This is a genomic window from Arcicella sp. LKC2W (assembly GCF_034931005.1).
Classification (GTDB): Bacteria; Bacteroidota; Bacteroidia; order Cytophagales; family Spirosomataceae; genus Arcicella.
Map to the genome: position 1 here is coordinate 53,748 of NZ_JAYGIN010000028.1, position 17,674 is coordinate 71,421.

A 17,674-nucleotide genomic window follows, 5' to 3' on the forward strand; every position below is an offset into this window, starting at 1 on the left:
AATAATCGTTAAGGAATAAAAATCCAAATTGTTCAACTTTTTCTTTAAATACAAATCTGTTGCCAGTTTTCGCACGATTACTTAAATATTTCTGTTGCCTATCCTGATTAATTTGAAAATTTCCATAAATCGAAGGTTTTCGACTTATGGAAATAAGTATTTTATCCAACAATTGCCTTTCCACCAGCCGCTTCAATAGCTGCCTTCGCTGATGCTGAAAAACCTTTTACTGTCACCTCTAATGCTGACTTAACATCACCACGAGAAAGAATTTTAACTAAGTCATTCTTAGAAACTAAACCATTATGATATAATACATCATGGTTGATTACCGATACACCAACAGACTCAGCTAATGCTTGCAAAGTATCAAGGTTTATAGCCTTGTATTCTACACGATTAATATTTTTAAAACCGAATTTAGGAACACGACGTTGAAGAGGCATTTGACCACCTTCAAAACCACTTTTACGTGAATAACCTGAACGAGATTTAGCACCTTTATGTCCACGAGCAGAAGTAGCCCCAATACCAGAACCCTGACCACGACCTACTCTTTTTCTAATTTTAGTAGACCCTTGTGCGGGTTTTAATGAAGAAAGATTCATTGTAATATTTGTTAAATGTTTGCTAAACGCTACTTCACCGTGAAGTAACTCGCTTGTACTCAACCCTATGGGGCTTCTAAACAGCTTAAGAGCTGGAGTGCAATTAGATTTTTTCGATAACAATCATGTGTTTTACCGCACGAATCATTCCTTCGATTGCAGGGTTCAACTCTTTTTCTACGCTTCTGTTGATTTTACCTAAACCCAATGCTTGCATTGTACGTTTCTGAACTTCAGGGCGTTTGATTGTACTCTTAACTTGTGTAATTTTTACCTTTGACATGGCTTATTTGAATTCTAAATTATGAGTTATGAATTCGTATTGGCATTAGACCTCATAACTCATAATTCATAACTAATAATTAGAGTAACTATCCGTTAAATACTTTTGCTAATGATACTCCTCTTTGGAAGGCAACTGTATGAGGATTTCTCATTTTCACAAGAGCGTCTACTGTTGCTTTAACCACGTTGTGTGGATTAGAAGAACCTTTTGATTTTGCTAATACGTCATGAACACCAGCAGATTCTAATACAGCACGCATCGCACCACCAGCAATTACTCCAGTACCAGGAGCTGCAGGCTTTAACAATACGAAACCACCCGAGAATTTACCAATTTGTTCGTGAGGTACACTTGCTTTTAAAAGAGCTACTTGGAATACGTTTTTCTTAGCATCTTCAATACCTTTTGCGATAGCATCAGTAACTTCGTTTGCTTTACCTAAACCGAATCCAACAACACCTTTACCATCACCTACTACTACGATAGCTGAAAAACTGAATCTACGTCCACCTTTAACAACTTTCGCTACACGGTTGATAGCAACAACTTTTTCTTTTAATTCGCCTTCGTTAACCTTAATTGGTTTTGATATTAATTGCGACATTTTATCTGAATTTGAAAATTTGTGGATTTGAAACTGTCTCCAATTTCAAATTAACTCATTAGAATTTAAGACCTCCCTCTCTTGCACCTTCAGCAACTGCTTGAACACGTCCATGATATAAATATCCGTTACGGTCAAAAACAACTGTTGAAACCCCTGCTGCCAAAGCCTTTTCAGCAACTTTTGCTCCTACTAATTTAGCATTGTCAACGTTTCCGTTTGTCAATCCTAATTCTTTTGAAGAAGCTGCTGCTAATGTATGTCCTTTTACGTCATCAATAACTTGAGCATAGATACCTGAATTTGAACGAAAAACAGATAATCTTGGCTTTTCAGCTGTACCAGAAATCTTTGCTCTGATTGACAACTTGATACGTAATCTTCTTGAATCTTTTTGCGTAGCCATTGTAATGTTTATATGTTTTGTGGATTACCGACCCACGATTTCAATTTGGAAATAAAATAATTTGAAAATTTGAAAACTAAACAAATTAATCTTCAAACTTTCAAATCGAAGAATTTTCAAATTATGATTATTTCTTACCACCAGTTTTACCAGCTTTTCTACGAATTTGTTCACCAACAAAACGTATACCTTTACCTTTGTAAGGTTCGATTTTACGTAATGAGCGAATTTTTGCTGATACTTGACCGACTAATTCTTTATCAATACCTTCTAAGGTAACTTTAGGATTTTGTCCTTTTTCCATTGCAGTTGTAACTTTCAACTCATTAGGAATCTGAACAAATACACCGTGAGAATAACCTAAAGCTAATTCAAGGATATTTCCTTGATTTGATGCTTTATAACCAACCCCAACGATTTCCATTTCAGCTTTATAACCTTCACTTACACCAACAACCATGTTGTTGATTAATGAACGGTATAAACCGTGTAATGCTTTATGACGTTTTTGCTCAGTAGGACGAACAACGGTCATTTCTGAACCTTCAATTTCAACTGTAATATCTGGGTCAATCGTACGAGCTAAAGCACCCTTAGGTCCTTTTACTGATATGTTATTCTTATCAACTGTAACTGTTACGCCAGCAGGAATAGTAATAACTTTTTTGCCAATTCTTGACATGACTTTGTGTTTTGTGCTTAAATGGAAGGTTACTTAATTTTCTGAATTATCATTAAACTAAAGTCACTTCTTTCAGCGATGTGATTATTAATAAACGTGGCAAAGAACTTCACCACCTACGTTTAACACACGAGCTTCTTTGTCGGTGATAACGCCTTTTGATGTCGAAAGAATTGAAATACCTAAACCGTTTAATACACGTGGTAATTCCCCTGCACCTTTGTACTTACGTAAACCTGGCTTAGAGATTCTTTCTAATTTAACGATTGCCGACTGCTTAGTTGTAGGATTATACTTCAATGCAATTTTGATAGTACCCTGTACAGTTGTATCGTCAAATTTGTAGTTTTGAATATATCCTTTATCAAAAAGAACCTTAGTAATTTCTTTTTTGATGTTAGAAGCAGGGATTTCAACGATTCTGTGACGTGCCTTGATGGCATTTCTCAATCGTGTTAAGTAATCTGCTATTGGATCTGTCATTGTTTTCGATATTTGAAACGAGCCTTATTTCTGAAAAGGCTCGCAAAATTACGGAATTAAATTTATAAAGACAAGTTGTTTTGAATTAAAGAGTTGTGAAAATTATAAGGACAAATAAATTAGAGTTTGTTATTACAAATTCTACAATGATTTTAACTCTTTAAATTTCACACTTTTTTAAAACTACCAACTTGATTTTGTTACACCTGGAATTAAACCATCAGATGCCATTTGGCGGAAGGTAACACGGTTGATACCGAATTTACGCATATAACCTCTTGGACGACCTGTCAATTTACAACGGTTGTGTAAACGTACTGGAGAAGCATTTTTTGGTAATTTATCTAATCCTAAATAATCACCTGCTGCTTTTAATGCTGCACGTTTTGCAGCGTATTTAGCAACTGTTGCTTCTTTTTTTCTTTCTCTTGCTTTGACTGATTCTTTTGCCATTGTGTTTAGAATCTATGTTTTTGAGTTTTGAGTTATGAGCTATGAGTTAAAAAGTTGTGACTCTTAACTCCTAACTCTTCACACCTAATTATTTCTTCTGATTTGCGAAAGGCATTCCCATTGCTGTTAACAATGCGTTTGCTTCTTCATCTGTTTCAGCAGTGGTAACGAATGTAATATCCATACCAGAGATTTTACTTACTTTATCAATTGAAATCTCTGGGAAGATGATTTGTTCTTTAACACCTAAAGTGTAGTTACCACGTCCGTCGAATCCTTTATCTGAAACACCTTTGAAGTCACGTACACGTGGTAAAGCAACTGTCATTAAGCGATCAAGGAATTCATACATTTTATTTCCACGTAGAGTTACTTTTACACCAATTGGCATATTTTCACGTAACTTAAAGTTAGAAATAGCTTTCTTAGACATTGTAGCAACTGCTTTTTGTCCAGCGATAAGGGTGATTTCATCAACACCTGTATCAATTAATTTCTTATCTGCAACTGCTGCACCGATACCTTTGTTGATTACAACTTTAGTAATTTTTGGCACTTGCATTACTGATTTGTATTGAAATTTTTCCTTTAATGCAGGAACGATTTCAGCTACATATCTATCTTTTAATCTTGTAGTTGTCATTTTATGAAAATTTATGTGGATTTCCGACCCACTTTTTCAATTTGAAAATTTGTCAATTTGAATAATTCAAAATTTAATTAAATTTTAAACTAAACAAATTTACCTGATGCTTTAGAGAATCTTTGTAATTTCCCAGCTTCGTTTAATTTACGACCTGTACGTACTGCCTTACCATTTTCAGCTACAGCTAAATTTGACACGTGAATTGAACCTTCACGCTTTTCAATAGCACCTTGTGGATTAGTAGAAGTTGGTTTTACGTGTTTTGTTTGAAGATTTACGCCTTCTACAATGGCACGATTTTTATCAACGATTACTTTTGTGATTACTCCTGTCTGACCTTTTGAATTACCAGCGATAACGATAACCGTATCACCAGATTTTATATGCAGTTTTGGCTGCTTATTAGATTTCTTTTGCATGATACATTAATGATTAAAGCACCTCTGGGGCTAATGAAACAATTTTCATAAATCCTGCGTCACGTAACTCACGAGCAACAGGTCCGAAGATACGAGTTCCACGTGGCTCGTCATTGTTGTTTAACAATACGACTGCGTTATCCTCGAAACGGATATATGAACCATCTTTACGACGAATTTCTTTTTTAGTTCTTACTACTACGGCTTTAGAAACCGTACCTTTCTTCATACTTGATGACGATAAAGCTGACTTTACAGTTACTACTACCTTATCACCAATTGAAGCGTATCTTTTTGCTGTTCCGCCTAATACACGGATTACAAGCACTTCTTTTGCTCCTGAGTTATCAGCTACGCCAGATCTTGATTCTTGTTGTAACATTGTTTTATATCTTAATTAAATTTGAATATTTGAAGATTTGAATAACCTGAAAGGTTTTTAAATTGACGAAAATTCAAATTTTATTTCGCTTTTTCAATAACTTCAACTAATCTCCAACGCTTGTTTTTTGAAAGTGGACGAGTCTCCATTACTTTCACCGTGTCGCCAATACCACACTCATTTGCTTCATCGTGAGCCATCAACTTAGAAGTTTTTTTCATAAACTTTCCATAAAGTGGATGCTTAACTTTTCTTTCTACGGCTACAGTGATAGATTTATCCATCTTGTTACTCACCACACGCCCTACTCTGATTTTTCTCAGATTTCTTTGTAATTCTTCCATGGTTGGATTTTAAATTGTTGTTATTAATTGACTCCAAGCAGTATGTTGATGGAATCTGTTGTGTTTAAATTAAAGAAGTTTTATAGGCTAAATAATAACCTAAAACTCTTCAACCTACTTCGCTGCTGTAATAGCAGTTTCCAAACGAGCAATCACTTTACGAGCCTCACGGATACGTAATGGATTTTCAATTGGAGAAATAGCATGAGCAAATTTTAAACGAGCCAAAGCATCTTTTTCAGAAGCTAAAGTGTTTTTTAATTCGTCCAAGCTTAACTTTTGGATTTCTGCGTTTTTCATTTTGACTGAATTTATGAGTCTATGAGTTTATGAGTTTATGAGTTATAATGAAGGCAAACTCATAAACTATTGAACTCATCCACTTATCTCCTATTCTTGATAATCTTTACGAACTACGAAAGATGTACGTAATGGCAATTTTTGTGCTGCCAAACGTAATGCTTCTTGTGCTATTGCTAAAGGAACACCTGCTGATTCGAATAAAATTGTACCTGGTTTGATACTGGCAACCCAATATTCTGGAGCACCTTTACCTTTACCCATACGAACCTCTGCTGGTTTCTTAGTGATAGGCTTGTCAGGGAAAATACGAATCCAAACTTGTCCTTCACGTTTCATTGCACGAGTTACTGAAATACGAGCCGCTTCAATCTGACGAGCAGTGATGCGTCCTGGTTCCAAAGCCTTGATAGCGAATGACCCGAAGTCGATTTCATGACCACGTGTTGCCAATCCTCTTATTCTACCTTTCTGTTGCTTACGGAACTTGGTTCTTTTTGGTTGTAACATTGTTGTATTAAGTCTTTAAGTCGAACAGTCGTGAGTCGTAAGTTCTTAAAACTCACGACATCTGACTAAGATTTCTAATTATCTTTTTCCTCCTGGCTTGTTTCCACCGCCACGATTGTTACCGCCTGGTTTATTACCACCACCACGGTTGTTAGGATTTCCTCCGGCGTTGTTATTGTTACGACGGTCGCCTTCGCCACCACGTCCACGTCCACGACGGTCGTTATCATCACGTCCACCACGGTTGTTACCACCACGAGAGTCTCCACCACTTGCCGAAGCTTGTGATGCTGCAACACCTGCATTTGGAGAAAGGTCACGCTTTCCATAAACTTCACCACGGAATACCCATACCTTGATACCGATTTTTCCGTAAACTGTTAAAGCTTCTGATACTGCGTAATCAATGTCCGCACGAAGTGTGTGCAAAGGAATACGTCCTTCTTTGTATCCTTCAGAACGTGCCATTTCAGCACCTCCTAAACGACCTGAAAGTTTCAATTTGATACCTTGAGCACCTACACGCATAGCTGATGCGATAGACTGCTTCATAGCACGACGGAATGAAATACGTGCTTCTAATTGTTGAGCGATAGTTTCGCCAATCAATTTAGCATCAATCTCAGGACGTTTAATTTCAAAAATATTGATTTGAACGTCTTTTCCTGTGATTTTCTTTAATTCTTCCTTGATTTTATCTACTTCTTGTCCGCCTTTACCAATTACAACACCTGGACGAGCCGTGTTAATTGTAAGGGTAATACGCTTTAGAGTACGCTCGATAATAACCTTAGAGATTGCTCCCTTCGGAATACGTGCGGCTACGTATTTACGGATTTTATCGTCTTCTACTAATTTATCGGCAAAACTCTTTCCGCCATACCAGTTAGAATCCCAACCTCTGACGATACCAAGTCTTAAACCAACGGGGTTTATCTTCTGTCCCATTTTGTGATATTTAGATTTCTTGTCTAATTATTCTGAAATTACTGTTGGTGCTGTTGCTGAAGCAACTACAAGCGTGATGTGGTTAGAACGTTTCAAGATTCTATGACCACGACCCTGCGGAGCTGGACGCAAACGTTTCAATGAACTACCGCCATCAACTGTAACGGTTTTAACATACAAGTCAGCATCTTCTAACTTAACGTCTTCATTTTTGTTTTGCCAGTTTGCAATTGCCGAGAGTAAAAGTTTCTCTACGTGTCTTGCACCAACTTTTGGCTCGTATTTCAAAATACCAAGAGCCTTAGTTACTTTCTGACCTCTAATCATATCTACTACGATTCTCATTTTCTGAGGCGAGGTCGGAATATTATTTAATTTAGCTACTGCTTCCATTTTTTGATTTCGGATTTCGGATTTTGGATTTTGGACTTCTGATTTCGGATATTACTCCTCACTCGTTACTCTACATTCCGCATTCCAAATTATCTTTTGCCTTTATCTTTTTTTGCTGTGTGACCTCGGAAGTTACGAGTGGGAGCAAACTCACCCAATTTATGTCCAACCATGTTATCTGTTACAAAGACTGGAATAAACTTGTTTCCGTTGTGTACTGCGAAAGTATGTCCAACGAAATCAGGTGAAATCATCGAACGGCGTGACCAAGTCTTGATTACAGACTTTTTACCCGATTCGGTCATGACTTGTACCTTGTTGTCAAGGCGATAGTCTATATAAGGTCCTTTTTTTAATGAACGTGCCATCTACCTATTTTTTCTTTCTACTGATGATTAGACGATTTGATTGTTTGTTCGGTGTACGTGTTTTCTTACCTTTCGCTAATAAACCGTTACGTGAACGAGGGTGACCTCCTGATGAGCGACCCTCACCACCACCCATTGGGTGATCGACTGGGTTCATAACTACACCACGAACTCTTGGACGACGACCTAACCAACGATGACGACCTGCTTTACCCATATTGGTATTCATGTGGTCTGAGTTAGATACCGAGCCAACAGTTGCTAAACATCTTGACAATACCATACGCATCTCACCTGAAGGCAATTTTAACGTTGCGTATTTGCTATCACGAGCCAACAATTGTGCATAAGTACCTGCAGAACGTGCCATTTCAGCACCTCCGCCTGGGCGAAGTTCGATTGCGTGTACAATTGTACCTGTTGGGATGTTTGCTAAAGGAATAGTATTACCTACTTCTGGAGCTGCTGTTGCAGACGAAATTACAGTTTGTCCAACTTTAATTCCTGCTGGTGCAATAATGTAAGCTTTCTCGCCATCTGCATATTCGATAAGAGCGATACGTGCTGTACGGTTTGGATCGTATTCTACTGTCAAAACTGTTGCTTCAACATCGAATTTATTACGATGAAAATCGATGATACGGTAACGACGTTTGTGTCCTCCACCGATATAACGCATGGCACGGTGTCCATCTGCGTTACGACCACCTGTTCTTTTAACAACATCCAATAAAGGCTTGTACGGTTTTGAAGTAGTTATTTCTTCAAAAGTCGGAGCAATTCTTTGACGTTGTCCTGGAGTTGTTGGTTTTATTTTTCTTGTAGCTGCCATTTCTGTGCTTTGTCCAATTTATCGGGATGAACTCCCATAGTTTTACAGTTATCAATAATCAGTATTTAAAATCTGCTTACTGCTAATTGTCCACTGTGATTAAATTCCATCATAGAAATCAATAACTTCACCTTTAGCGATAGTTACGATTGCTTTTTTGAATGTTGAAGTTACACCAGATGTTACCTTAGTTCTGGTACTTCTTGATTTCTTCTTACCAAATTGACGAAGAGTGTTTACGGCTACCACCTCAACACCATACATTTTCTTGATTTCCTTTGCAATTTCGATTTTATTCGTTTTGCCAGCAACTTCAAAAACGTATTGACCGCCTTTCTGTAAGTCCTGAGATTTCTCAGTAAGAATTGGTCTTTTGATAATGCTCATTGTTTTCAGTCTTAAAGTCGTAAGTCATAAGTCGTAAGTTTTTAAATTATACAACCTTTAACTTTTGACTGCTATTATTTACTAAAAGATGATTCGATTGTTGAAATTGCTTCTTCTACAATAAGTAGTTGAGTTGCATTTACTAAATCATAAGTATTGACTTGACCAGCCGTTCCAATAGTTGTTTTTGGCAAATTACGACCCGACAAATAAACATTCTTATTGTCTTCTGGTAAAATCAACAATGTTTTCTTTCCTGCTAACGACAAAGCATCTAATAATGCGATGTACGACTTAGTTTTTGGAGAATCGAAAGTAAAGTTTTCTAAGATGGTTACGTTTCCTCCTTGAGCTTTAGCAGCAAAAGCAGACTGACGAGCCAATGACTTAACTTTCTTATTCAATTTGAAAGAGTAATCTCTCGGTCTTGGTCCGAAAATACGTCCACCACCTTTCATCAAAGGTGATTTAGCTGAACCTGCACGAGCACCACCAGTTCCCTTTTGTTTTTTCAACTTACGAGTTGAACGAGAAACCTCTGCTCTTTCTTTTGATTTGTGAGTTCCTTGACGTTGATTTGCCAAGAATTGCTTCACGTCTAACCAAACTACGTGTTCGTTTGGTTCGATGCCAAAGATTTCGTCAGAAAGAGTTACTTTCTTTCCTGTTTCTTTGCCTTGTATATTTAAAACTGATAATTCCATTTGTCTAATTTGAAAATTAGTTAATTTGAAAATTTGAAAATTGATTACTATTGATATGCAGAATTGTGATTAACAATTAAATATCTTTCAAATTTTCAAATCTATTTTTCAAGAATAACGTATGAGTTTTTCGCTCCTGGTACAGAACCCGATACTACGATAAGGTTTTTGTCAGCATAAACTTTCAAAATTTGTAAATTTTGAACTGTTACACGATTACCACCTGTACGACCTGCCATGCGAATACCTTTGAATACACGAGATGGGAATGAACAAGCACCAATTGAACCTGGGTGACGACCACGATTGTGCTGTCCGTGAGTTTGACCACCTACCCCTGCAAATCCATGACGTTTAACAACACCTTGAAAACCTTTACCTTTAGAAGTCCCTACTGCATCAACAAAATCGCCTTCTACGAACAATTCTGCTGTAATAGTATCTCCTAACGAAAGCGGTGTTTCAAAAGATTTAAACTCTACAAGTTTTTTCTTTGGAGTGGTACCTGCTTTTTTGAAGTGACCTAAAAGAGGTTGCGTTGTGTGCTTCTCTTTTTTCTCGCCATAGCCTAACTGAATAGCACTATAACCTTCTTTTTCTACTGTTTTTACTTGCGTTACTACACAAGGACCGGCTTCAATCAGCGTACAAGCGAAGGCAGAGCCATCAGCGTTGTAGAGGCTGGTCATACCGATTTTCTTTCCGATAATTCCAGACATTTTATTAGAATAAAACGTTAATAATTGATTGTAAATGAACGAGTTACGATTGTCTCACGACAGTCTCCGTAAAACGGATTGCAAAGGTCGGAATTTTATTTGGCATAAACAAAAATCTATGAAAATAAATTCAAATTCACTAAAGCGACAGAAATAAAGGAAAAGCAACAAGATATGCTCGGGCAGGACAGACCCAAAAGTCTGTAATACGAAAGAATGTTCTTGTGTAGCTTAACATTAAAATTAATTGCTGGGCATTCAACACATTAATCCAATATCAGTTCTGACACTTATTAATCTGAAACATGGTGATAAACATTTCAAATTATTTGTAAAAGTTTAACCTTTACTGAATGATTTAGAAAATTGATTATTTCTGATAATTTTTAAATTTTATCAAGTTCTGCCAACCTGTATAAAAATGGAGAAATAATTTGCTCACTAAATCGGACTGCAAAATTAGTGTTTTGTTTTTGAATTACAAGGGGTTATGAGAAATATTTTCAGTTTTTTTATATATTTTTTCACGCTTAAAACGATTCTTATTTTTTAGTATCATTATTACTTAGCATCCTTCACTTTTCATTGGTTTTATCCGCTTAATAAAATTCGGCTGACAAAACCAAAGTCCTTGATTATCTTTGTGGCAACGATAGGAAATTAGTGAGAATTATATATTTCATCTATTCTACATTTACTCGCCTATGTGTTTTCAAAATATTGTCCTATGAAAATATCCATTATTACCGTTTCTTTTAATAGTGCTAAAACTATTCGTCAAACCATTGAGAGTGTGCTTGCTCAGGATTATGCTGATTTGGAATATATTGTAGTTGATGGGGCTTCAAAGGATGATACGGTTAATATTCTGAAGTCTTTTGGGAATAAAATCAAATTTATATCTGAACCTGATAAAGGAATTTATGATGCCTTAAACAAAGGTGTTAAAATGGCTACGGGAGAAGTAATTGGAACAATTGGTGGGGATGATTTTTACCCTAACGCTCACGTGATTAGTCATATAGCAAAAGCTTTTCAAGAGAATAATACGGATGCTGTTTATGGAGATAAGCAATATGTAAATATGGGTGATGACCATACAATTGTGCGTTATTGGCGGTCGGGCAAGTATGTACGTGAGCATTGGTTGAAAGGCTGGATGCCTCCACATTTATCTTTTTACTTGAAAAAGTCTGCTTTTGAAAAATACGGTTATTATATTACTGACTTTACGTGTTCTGGAGATTATGAGTTGATGTTGAGAATGTTGTATAAAAATAATCTATCAGCCAGCTATTTACCAGAAGTTGTGATGACGATGAGAAATGGTGGCACAAGCACTGCTTCTTGGAAACATCGTTACCGTGCCAATATGGAAGACCGTAGAGCTTGGGCTATTAATAATCTAAAGCCACGCTGGTACACACTTTGGATGAAACCAATTGCTAAAATTGGGCAATTGTTCATGAAGTCTTGATTTAGTCGAAAGAATTAAGAGTAATTAAAGTATTTAAATTTACAAACAGAAATGTTCGTGTTACATATATGCGTATAATTTTGCTTACCCAAGACGACCCATTTTATTTGGCTCAAAATATTGACTATTTGATTAAAAATATGCCTAAGCACTCAGAAGTAGTGGCGACGGTGGTTTTTGAAGTTTCTCCATTTGGGAAAAGAGAATCTTTTAGCGATAAACTTAAAAAGACTTATGATATTTTTGGTTTAGGATTTTTCGTCAACTATGGGGTGAAATTTGTCATGTCAAAATTAAACTCCAATAAGAAGGTTAAGAATATTTTGGCAAAACATCATGTGCCTTTGGTGGAAATCGAAGGAAATATTAATAAGGCTGAAAACCTTGAACGCTTGAAAGCATATAAACCTGATTTATTAATTTCAATTGCGGGAAATCAAATTTTCAAACTTCCACTTATCAATCTTGCTCCGAAAGGCTGTCTGAATTTGCATACAGCACTTTTACCTAAATATCGTGGATTAATGCCTTCTTTTTGGGTATTGAAAAACAATGAAAAATATACGGGAGTTTCTATTTTCTTTGTGGATGAAGGAATTGATAGTGGAGACATTTTGGTTCAAAAGAAAGTAGAAATTGGCAATAAAACCCAAGCAGAGCTAATTGACCATACTAAATTGTTAGGAATGCAGGCAATTTTGGAATCGGTTGAGAAAATAAATACGGGTGGATATGAATTGATTCCAAACCCAAATGAAGAAATGACGTATTTTACTTTTCCGACTAAAAATGATGTAAAAGAGTTTTTAGCAGCGGGGAAGAGGTTTTATTAAAAGTAACGCAGGTTTTAACCTGCATAACTAATACAGACTAAAGTCCGTGTTACTATTTTATGAATATTCTTACTTTTGACATAGAAGAGTGGTTTCACATTTTGGATAATGATTCGACGAAGACAGAGGCGGATTGGACAAAATATCCAACTCGAATCCATGAAAATATGGAGCGTATTTTCCAACTATTGGAAGACACAAATCAACAAGCTACTTTTTTCTGTTTGGGCTGGGTAGCACGCAAACATCCAGACATTATTCGTTCTATTGCCGATAGAGGTTATGAAATTGCTACTCATTCTGATTTGCACCAATTGGCTTATGAACAAAATAGAACAGAATTTAAAAACGACTTAGAAACGTCTATCAAAGCTTTAGAAGATGTGATTGGTAAGAAAATTAGGGCGTATAGAGCTCCTGGATTTTCGATAAAACAAGAAAACAAATGGGTTTTTGAGGTATTGGCAGAAAATGGTATTGAAGTAGATTGTTCGGTTTTTCCTGCAAAACGCTCACATGGTGGATTTGAACAATTTGGCATTGCTGAACCTTGTTGGATTGATATTGATGGAATTCGTTTGAAAGAATTTCCAATTAATACCTTTAATGGATTCGGCACTCCGCTGATTTTTTCGGGTGGTGGATATTTTAGACTTCTTCCTTACACCGTTTTACAACAATTAACAAAACAGTCAGAATATGTGATGACTTATTTTCATCCAAGAGACTTTGATGCAAACCAACCTATGATTGAAGAATTGAGTCGTTTACGAAAATTCAAATCTTATTATGGTTTAGCAGGTTGTTTAGGAAAACTCCAAGAATTATTAACTAATTTTCCATTCATTGATTTAGCATCTGCCGAAAAATTGGTTGATTGGAATAATGCCAAAACAGTAAAAATTTAATCGTTTATTGAAAAGCCTTCATTCAGAAATAGTTGAATGAAGGCTTTTCAGTTTTAAAAATTTTCTCACCTAAACTTGTGCTACTTTAAATGGCTGAATATCAAATTTCACCCAAACCTTTTCTTGAATGTACGGTTCGGAAGCTACCCAATTTTGGAGTTGCAATTCATCTTCAAATTGTAAAACCATTGTTGAGCCAATCATTTTCCCATCATTATCTAATATTGCTCCACCAAATATAAATTGCCCTTTTTCTTTTAATTTCTTTGCCCCTTCAAAATGAAATGGTCTAACAGACATTCGTCTTTCCAAAGCATTTTCGTCAGTACCATCGTAAGCAGTTATTAAGTATTGATTCATAAGTTTCTAATTTATTCCAAAAATATAAAGCGAAGTGTGACTTTTCAAAAAAAAAAATGTCATAAGACACGAATTAAATATTTACCCAAACCAAAAAAGTTCTTTTTTATTGATTTCTCCCCCAATTTTATTCAAAAAAGTGCTTTTTTTCTACTTTGATATTCTTAATTAACATTTGATAAGAGTTCATAAACAAAAAAAGTTGTTTTTTTGATGTTGCTATTTTCCCTAAATATGACAATCCGCCGATTACCCTAAATATCATGACCAAAAATTTTATACAGTTTATTCAGCAGATTGTACCTTTTACCGATGAAGAATTACAAAAAGCCAATCATTTATTCTCTGAGCAATCCCTCAAAAAAGGTGAGTTTTGGGTAAAAGAAGATGAATTTAATGCAGATATGCTTTTTGTGAATAAAGGAATGTTACGCTCTTATTTTTTGAAAGACGAAACAGAAAAAACATTTGATTTAACCATTGAAAATCAATTAGTTACTTGTACATATTGCTATTCTTTTGGACTTCCAAGCAAAGACTTTATTCAAGCCGTAGAAGACACTCATTTATGTATTATTTCTAAAGATAATTTAGATGCCCTTTATGCCCAATCAGTTAAATGGGAAAGGCTTAGTAGAATATTATTTGAAGGTTATACTATTGGGCAGGAAGTTCGATTACGTTCATTCATTGCTGAAACAGCCCAAGAACGCTATGAAAGATTGGTAGAAATGCAACCAGAATTATTGCGAAGAACTCCACAAATTTACTTAGCCAACTTCTTAGGAATTACCCCACAATCTTTGAGTCGCTTGCGTAGAAAAATCACAAGTAAATAAATGAAGAGCGGATAAATGAAGACAAAATTGTATTGTCTTCATTTATCCGCTCTTCTGTATTTCGTTACTCTTCTAAAATTACCAGTTCAAAATTACTTTTTCAATAATATCACAGGCTTCATTCATTTGTGCTTCTGTAATAACCAAGGGCGGAGCAAAACGGATTTTATTTCCATGCGTTGGCTTTGCCAAAAGCCCATTTTCTTTGAAAGCCATACACATATTCCAAGCGGTTTCGCCTTCTTCAGAATCGTTAATTTCAATAGCATTTAAAAGTCCTTTTCCTCTCACGATTGTCAATAAATCAGGACGTTTCTCCATAATATCAGTCATTCTTTTTCTGAATAATTGTCCCATTTCTTCCGAATTTTCAGCTAATTTTTCATCTTGAACGACTTTTAAAGCAGCAACTGTAACGGCACAAGCCAAAGGATTTCCTCCATAAGTTGAACCATGTTCGCCAGGTTTGATAGTCAGCATAATTTCGTCACGACAAAGCACTGCTGAAACAGGATATGTTCCGCCAGAAAGTGCTTTTCCAAGAATTAAAATATCGGGTTGAAATCCTTCGTGGTCGCAAGCTAAACGTTTTCCTGTACGAGCGATGCCCGTTTGAACTTCATCAGCAATGAAAAGTACATTTTTTTCACGACACATTTCGTAGGCTTTTTTCAAATATCCTTCGTCTGGAACAACCACGCCCGCTTCGCCTTGAATGGGTTCAACCATGAAACCTGCCACATTTGGGTCTTTCAAAACCTCCGCCAAGGCTTCTAAATCATTGTACGGAATAATTTCATAACCTTGCAAAAGTGGGCCGTAATCAGAATAACTTGAAGGGTCGGTAGATGATGAGATAGCGGCAATGGTACGTCCCCAGAAATTACCTGCAGCATAAACCGTTTTGGCTTGGTCTTGCGGAACGCCTTTTACTTTGTATGCCCATTTACGGGTCAATTTCAAAGCTGTCTCCCCTCCTTCTGCTCCTGAGTTCATCATTAATACTTTATCGTAACCGAAGTATTCACATAAGAATTTCTCACAAATACCTAATTGGTCATTATAAAATGCTCTTGAAGTTAAGGTCAAATTTTGAGCTTGGGCAACTAAAGCTTGAACGATTTTTGGGTGACAATGCCCCTGATTTACAGCACTATAAGCCGAAAGGAAGTCGAAATACCTATCGCCTTCTACGTCCCAAACGAATACACCTTCTCCACGTTGGAGAACTACGGGCATTGGGTGATAATTATGAGCTCCGTAACGGTCTTCGAGTTGAATTGCCTTGTCTGATGCTGACTGTATATTGATATTTTGTGTTGTGGAAGTCATGGAAATTAGTTTTAGTAGAGACAAGGCATTGCCTTGTCTAAGCGTTATATTATCTTTTTGAAATTTACCTAAAATGAATCGACTTTGATTTGTCGGGGCTTAGACAAGGCATTGCCTTGTCTAAGCGTTATATTATCTTTTTGAAAATTACCTAAAAATGAATTGATTTTGATTTGTCGGGGATTAGACAAGGCAGTGCCTTGTCTAAGCGTTATATTATCTTTTTGAAATTTACCTAAAAATGAATTGATTTTGATTTGTCGGGGATTAGACAAGGCAATGCCTTGTCTCTACAAATAGACATTTTGTAAAGGAGATAATCACAGATTATTATAACCAAAAAGGCTGATAACGTACAAGATTTGTACAGAAACGGTAAGAATACGATGAATTTTGCAGAAATGCCCATAAAGCGAACTCGTAGTAAACACACGACTCTTCGTCTTTTGAGCAAAGAGTTTAAAACCGTGATGATATTTACTTTGATATTCGTTCATATTCCTCAAAAATACGAAAGAATAAACTTTTTTCAAAAATGCTTGTTGAAGGTTTAATGGAAAAGAAGACAAAAAATACACAAGAATCTAACCGAGGGCTATTAAAAGAAGATTTTTATCTGAATGAACAAGGCTTTATGGTTTTTACGGAAGCCTATCACCTAAAACGTGGATATTGTTGTAAGAATGGGTGTAAACATTGTCCTTATGGGTTTTTGAAACAGAGTATTTGACTTACTCTTTGATAGAGAAGTCTAATTTTTTCTGTATTTTTATACCATGAATCAGAAAAATATCATTCTACAAAATTCTGTAATATTCCTTTTATTACTTAATTCTTGTGTTCCAAAAGACACAGAGAAGAAATCATTTTATACAAATTTTTTCAAAACACCTTATATCATTTCTGTTAAAGATTCTCTAATTGAGCATCGCAATGATAGCCTATCCCACTTAACTAAATTTCCAGTACCGCCACCACCCATTCCAAAAAATATTGGAAAGTTTGGGATGTATTGTGGTAACTTCAATATCATTTTTCACACAAGCAATAGAATTTTCTTTCATAACAGAGATAATCTCTTTCATGCGTGTGGTACAGGAATCCGTGATGACGAAATTGATTTTTTAGACATTCAACCAGATGATATAATTGAAATTTCAAGTAAATCTGTATTTGATATAATCAAAAAGAGTAAAAAATTTAGTACCAATATTATTTCCATAGCATCTTTATCTGATACTATTCAAAACCCATTTTTTGACATATTAATTGACTCTTTAAATAAAAACCAATTAAAGAGATACTTTGTTAGAAGGGGTACTGAAGAAGAACGAAACGTTCTTGATGCAAAACTAAATCACAAATTTTATCAAAAAGAGGATTATAAATGGACAATGAAATATAGGAATAACAATGCTTTTCCTAATAAAACAGAATAGCCAACTTTTTGA

Annotated in this window: 28 protein-coding genes; 6 read left to right on the plus strand and 22 right to left on the minus strand. The window is 35.7% G+C overall.

Translation table 11 applies throughout. The annotated features are described in order from the left end of the window. Positions 1–161: 161 nt before the first annotated feature. The 20 genes from rplO to rplC form a co-directional block, all read right to left on the minus strand. Entirely contained in the window at positions 162–608 is a 447-nt protein-coding gene (gene rplO, locus VB796_RS20315) for a 50S ribosomal protein L15 (protein ID WP_323348422.1), read from the minus strand. Positions 609–711: 103 nt separating this feature from the next. Beyond that, the gene (gene rpmD / locus VB796_RS20320; RefSeq protein WP_323348423.1) at positions 712–891 is read right to left on the minus strand and encodes a 50S ribosomal protein L30; all 180 of its coding nucleotides are present in this window, start codon (positions 889–891) and stop codon (positions 712–714) included. Between the two features lie 88 nt (positions 892–979). Further along, a complete protein-coding gene (gene rpsE / locus VB796_RS20325) occupies positions 980–1,498 on the minus strand; it encodes a 30S ribosomal protein S5 (protein WP_323348424.1) in 519 nt (172 codons plus the stop codon). 58 nt (positions 1,499–1,556) lie between these two features. After that, entirely contained in the window at positions 1,557–1,904 is a 348-nt protein-coding gene (gene rplR / locus VB796_RS20330; protein WP_323348425.1) for a 50S ribosomal protein L18, read from the minus strand. A gap of 127 nt (positions 1,905–2,031) precedes the next feature. Beyond that, positions 2,032–2,586, minus strand: a complete 555-nt coding sequence (rplF, locus tag VB796_RS20335) for a 50S ribosomal protein L6 (protein WP_323348426.1) — start codon at positions 2,584–2,586, stop codon at positions 2,032–2,034. 87 nt (positions 2,587–2,673) lie between these two features. Beyond that, entirely contained in the window at positions 2,674–3,069 is a 396-nt protein-coding gene (gene rpsH, locus VB796_RS20340) for a 30S ribosomal protein S8 (protein WP_109741978.1), read from the minus strand. A 183-nt stretch (positions 3,070–3,252) separates the two neighbouring features. Continuing rightward, positions 3,253–3,522 carry a 30S ribosomal protein S14 gene (gene rpsN / locus VB796_RS20345; RefSeq protein ID WP_109741979.1) on the minus strand — a complete coding sequence of 90 codons (270 nt, stop codon included), beginning with the start codon at positions 3,520–3,522 and terminating at the stop codon, positions 3,253–3,255. A gap of 88 nt (positions 3,523–3,610) precedes the next feature. Continuing rightward, complete coding sequence (gene rplE, locus VB796_RS20350; protein WP_109741980.1) at positions 3,611–4,165, minus strand: 50S ribosomal protein L5; 555 nt, start codon at positions 4,163–4,165, stop codon at positions 3,611–3,613. Positions 4,166–4,254: 89 nt separating this feature from the next. Continuing rightward, positions 4,255–4,587 carry a 50S ribosomal protein L24 gene (gene rplX / locus VB796_RS20355; RefSeq protein ID WP_323348427.1) on the minus strand — a complete coding sequence of 111 codons (333 nt, stop codon included), beginning with the start codon at positions 4,585–4,587 and terminating at the stop codon, positions 4,255–4,257. Between the two features lie 13 nt (positions 4,588–4,600). Further along, the gene (gene rplN, locus VB796_RS20360) at positions 4,601–4,969 is read right to left on the minus strand and encodes a 50S ribosomal protein L14 (RefSeq protein WP_109741982.1); all 369 of its coding nucleotides are present in this window, start codon (positions 4,967–4,969) and stop codon (positions 4,601–4,603) included. 80 nt (positions 4,970–5,049) lie between these two features. After that, positions 5,050–5,313, minus strand: a complete 264-nt coding sequence (gene rpsQ, locus VB796_RS20365) for a 30S ribosomal protein S17 (RefSeq protein ID WP_109741983.1) — start codon at positions 5,311–5,313, stop codon at positions 5,050–5,052. Positions 5,314–5,427: 114 nt separating this feature from the next. Further along, on the minus strand, positions 5,428–5,613 hold the full coding sequence (rpmC, locus tag VB796_RS20370) for a 50S ribosomal protein L29 (protein ID WP_109741984.1): 186 nt from the start codon (positions 5,611–5,613) through the stop codon (positions 5,428–5,430). Positions 5,614–5,703: 90 nt separating this feature from the next. Continuing rightward, positions 5,704–6,123 carry a 50S ribosomal protein L16 gene (rplP, locus tag VB796_RS20375; RefSeq protein WP_323348428.1) on the minus strand — a complete coding sequence of 140 codons (420 nt, stop codon included), beginning with the start codon at positions 6,121–6,123 and terminating at the stop codon, positions 5,704–5,706. Between the two features lie 78 nt (positions 6,124–6,201). Beyond that, entirely contained in the window at positions 6,202–7,071 is an 870-nt protein-coding gene (gene rpsC / locus VB796_RS20380) for a 30S ribosomal protein S3 (RefSeq protein ID WP_323348429.1), read from the minus strand. Between the two features lie 27 nt (positions 7,072–7,098). After that, positions 7,099–7,464 (minus strand): 50S ribosomal protein L22, encoded by a 366-nt coding sequence (gene rplV / locus VB796_RS20385; RefSeq protein WP_109741987.1) that lies wholly within the window; start codon positions 7,462–7,464, stop codon positions 7,099–7,101. A gap of 89 nt (positions 7,465–7,553) precedes the next feature. Further along, entirely contained in the window at positions 7,554–7,832 is a 279-nt protein-coding gene (gene rpsS / locus VB796_RS20390) for a 30S ribosomal protein S19 (protein WP_109741988.1), read from the minus strand. A 4-nt stretch (positions 7,833–7,836) separates the two neighbouring features. Next, positions 7,837–8,664 (minus strand): 50S ribosomal protein L2, encoded by an 828-nt coding sequence (gene rplB / locus VB796_RS20395; protein WP_323348430.1) that lies wholly within the window; start codon positions 8,662–8,664, stop codon positions 7,837–7,839. 99 nt (positions 8,665–8,763) lie between these two features. Then, positions 8,764–9,051, minus strand: coding sequence for a 50S ribosomal protein L23 (gene rplW, locus VB796_RS20400; RefSeq protein ID WP_323348431.1), 288 nt, complete (start codon positions 9,049–9,051; stop codon positions 8,764–8,766). 74 nt (positions 9,052–9,125) lie between these two features. Further along, entirely contained in the window at positions 9,126–9,755 is a 630-nt protein-coding gene (rplD, locus tag VB796_RS20405; protein WP_323348432.1) for a 50S ribosomal protein L4, read from the minus strand. A 101-nt stretch (positions 9,756–9,856) separates the two neighbouring features. After that, the gene (gene rplC / locus VB796_RS20410; RefSeq protein ID WP_323348433.1) at positions 9,857–10,474 is read right to left on the minus strand and encodes a 50S ribosomal protein L3; all 618 of its coding nucleotides are present in this window, start codon (positions 10,472–10,474) and stop codon (positions 9,857–9,859) included. 727 nt (positions 10,475–11,201) lie between these two features. On the opposite strand from rplC, the gene VB796_RS20415 reads away from it, so the two are divergent. From VB796_RS20415 to VB796_RS20425, 3 genes are all read left to right on the plus strand, one after another. Next, positions 11,202–11,951 (plus strand): glycosyltransferase family 2 protein, encoded by a 750-nt coding sequence (locus VB796_RS20415; RefSeq protein WP_323348434.1) that lies wholly within the window; start codon positions 11,202–11,204, stop codon positions 11,949–11,951. Positions 11,952–12,019: 68 nt separating this feature from the next. Further along, a complete protein-coding gene (locus tag VB796_RS20420; protein WP_323348435.1) occupies positions 12,020–12,784 on the plus strand; it encodes a methionyl-tRNA formyltransferase in 765 nt (254 codons plus the stop codon). 59 nt (positions 12,785–12,843) lie between these two features. Further along, a complete protein-coding gene (locus VB796_RS20425; protein WP_323348436.1) occupies positions 12,844–13,692 on the plus strand; it encodes a polysaccharide deacetylase family protein in 849 nt (282 codons plus the stop codon). A 69-nt stretch (positions 13,693–13,761) separates the two neighbouring features. Here the strand turns inward: VB796_RS20425 and VB796_RS20430 are convergent, their stop codons facing one another. After that, complete coding sequence (locus VB796_RS20430) at positions 13,762–14,052, minus strand: YciI family protein (protein ID WP_323348437.1); 291 nt, start codon at positions 14,050–14,052, stop codon at positions 13,762–13,764. 263 nt (positions 14,053–14,315) lie between these two features. Between VB796_RS20430 and VB796_RS20435 the strand changes: the two genes are divergently transcribed. Next, positions 14,316–14,891 (plus strand): hypothetical protein, encoded by a 576-nt coding sequence (locus VB796_RS20435; RefSeq protein ID WP_323348438.1) that lies wholly within the window; start codon positions 14,316–14,318, stop codon positions 14,889–14,891. Between the two features lie 78 nt (positions 14,892–14,969). Here the strand turns inward: VB796_RS20435 and rocD are convergent, their stop codons facing one another. Next, positions 14,970–16,223 carry an ornithine--oxo-acid transaminase gene (gene rocD, locus VB796_RS20440; RefSeq protein WP_323348439.1) on the minus strand — a complete coding sequence of 418 codons (1,254 nt, stop codon included), beginning with the start codon at positions 16,221–16,223 and terminating at the stop codon, positions 14,970–14,972. Between the two features lie 535 nt (positions 16,224–16,758). Between rocD and VB796_RS20445 the strand changes: the two genes are divergently transcribed. Further along, positions 16,759–16,953 (plus strand): DUF5522 domain-containing protein, encoded by a 195-nt coding sequence (locus VB796_RS20445; RefSeq protein ID WP_323348440.1) that lies wholly within the window; start codon positions 16,759–16,761, stop codon positions 16,951–16,953. Positions 16,954–16,999: 46 nt separating this feature from the next. Beyond that, positions 17,000–17,662 carry a hypothetical protein gene (locus tag VB796_RS20450; protein WP_323348441.1) on the plus strand — a complete coding sequence of 221 codons (663 nt, stop codon included), beginning with the start codon at positions 17,000–17,002 and terminating at the stop codon, positions 17,660–17,662. Positions 17,663–17,674: the final 12 nt, after the last annotated feature.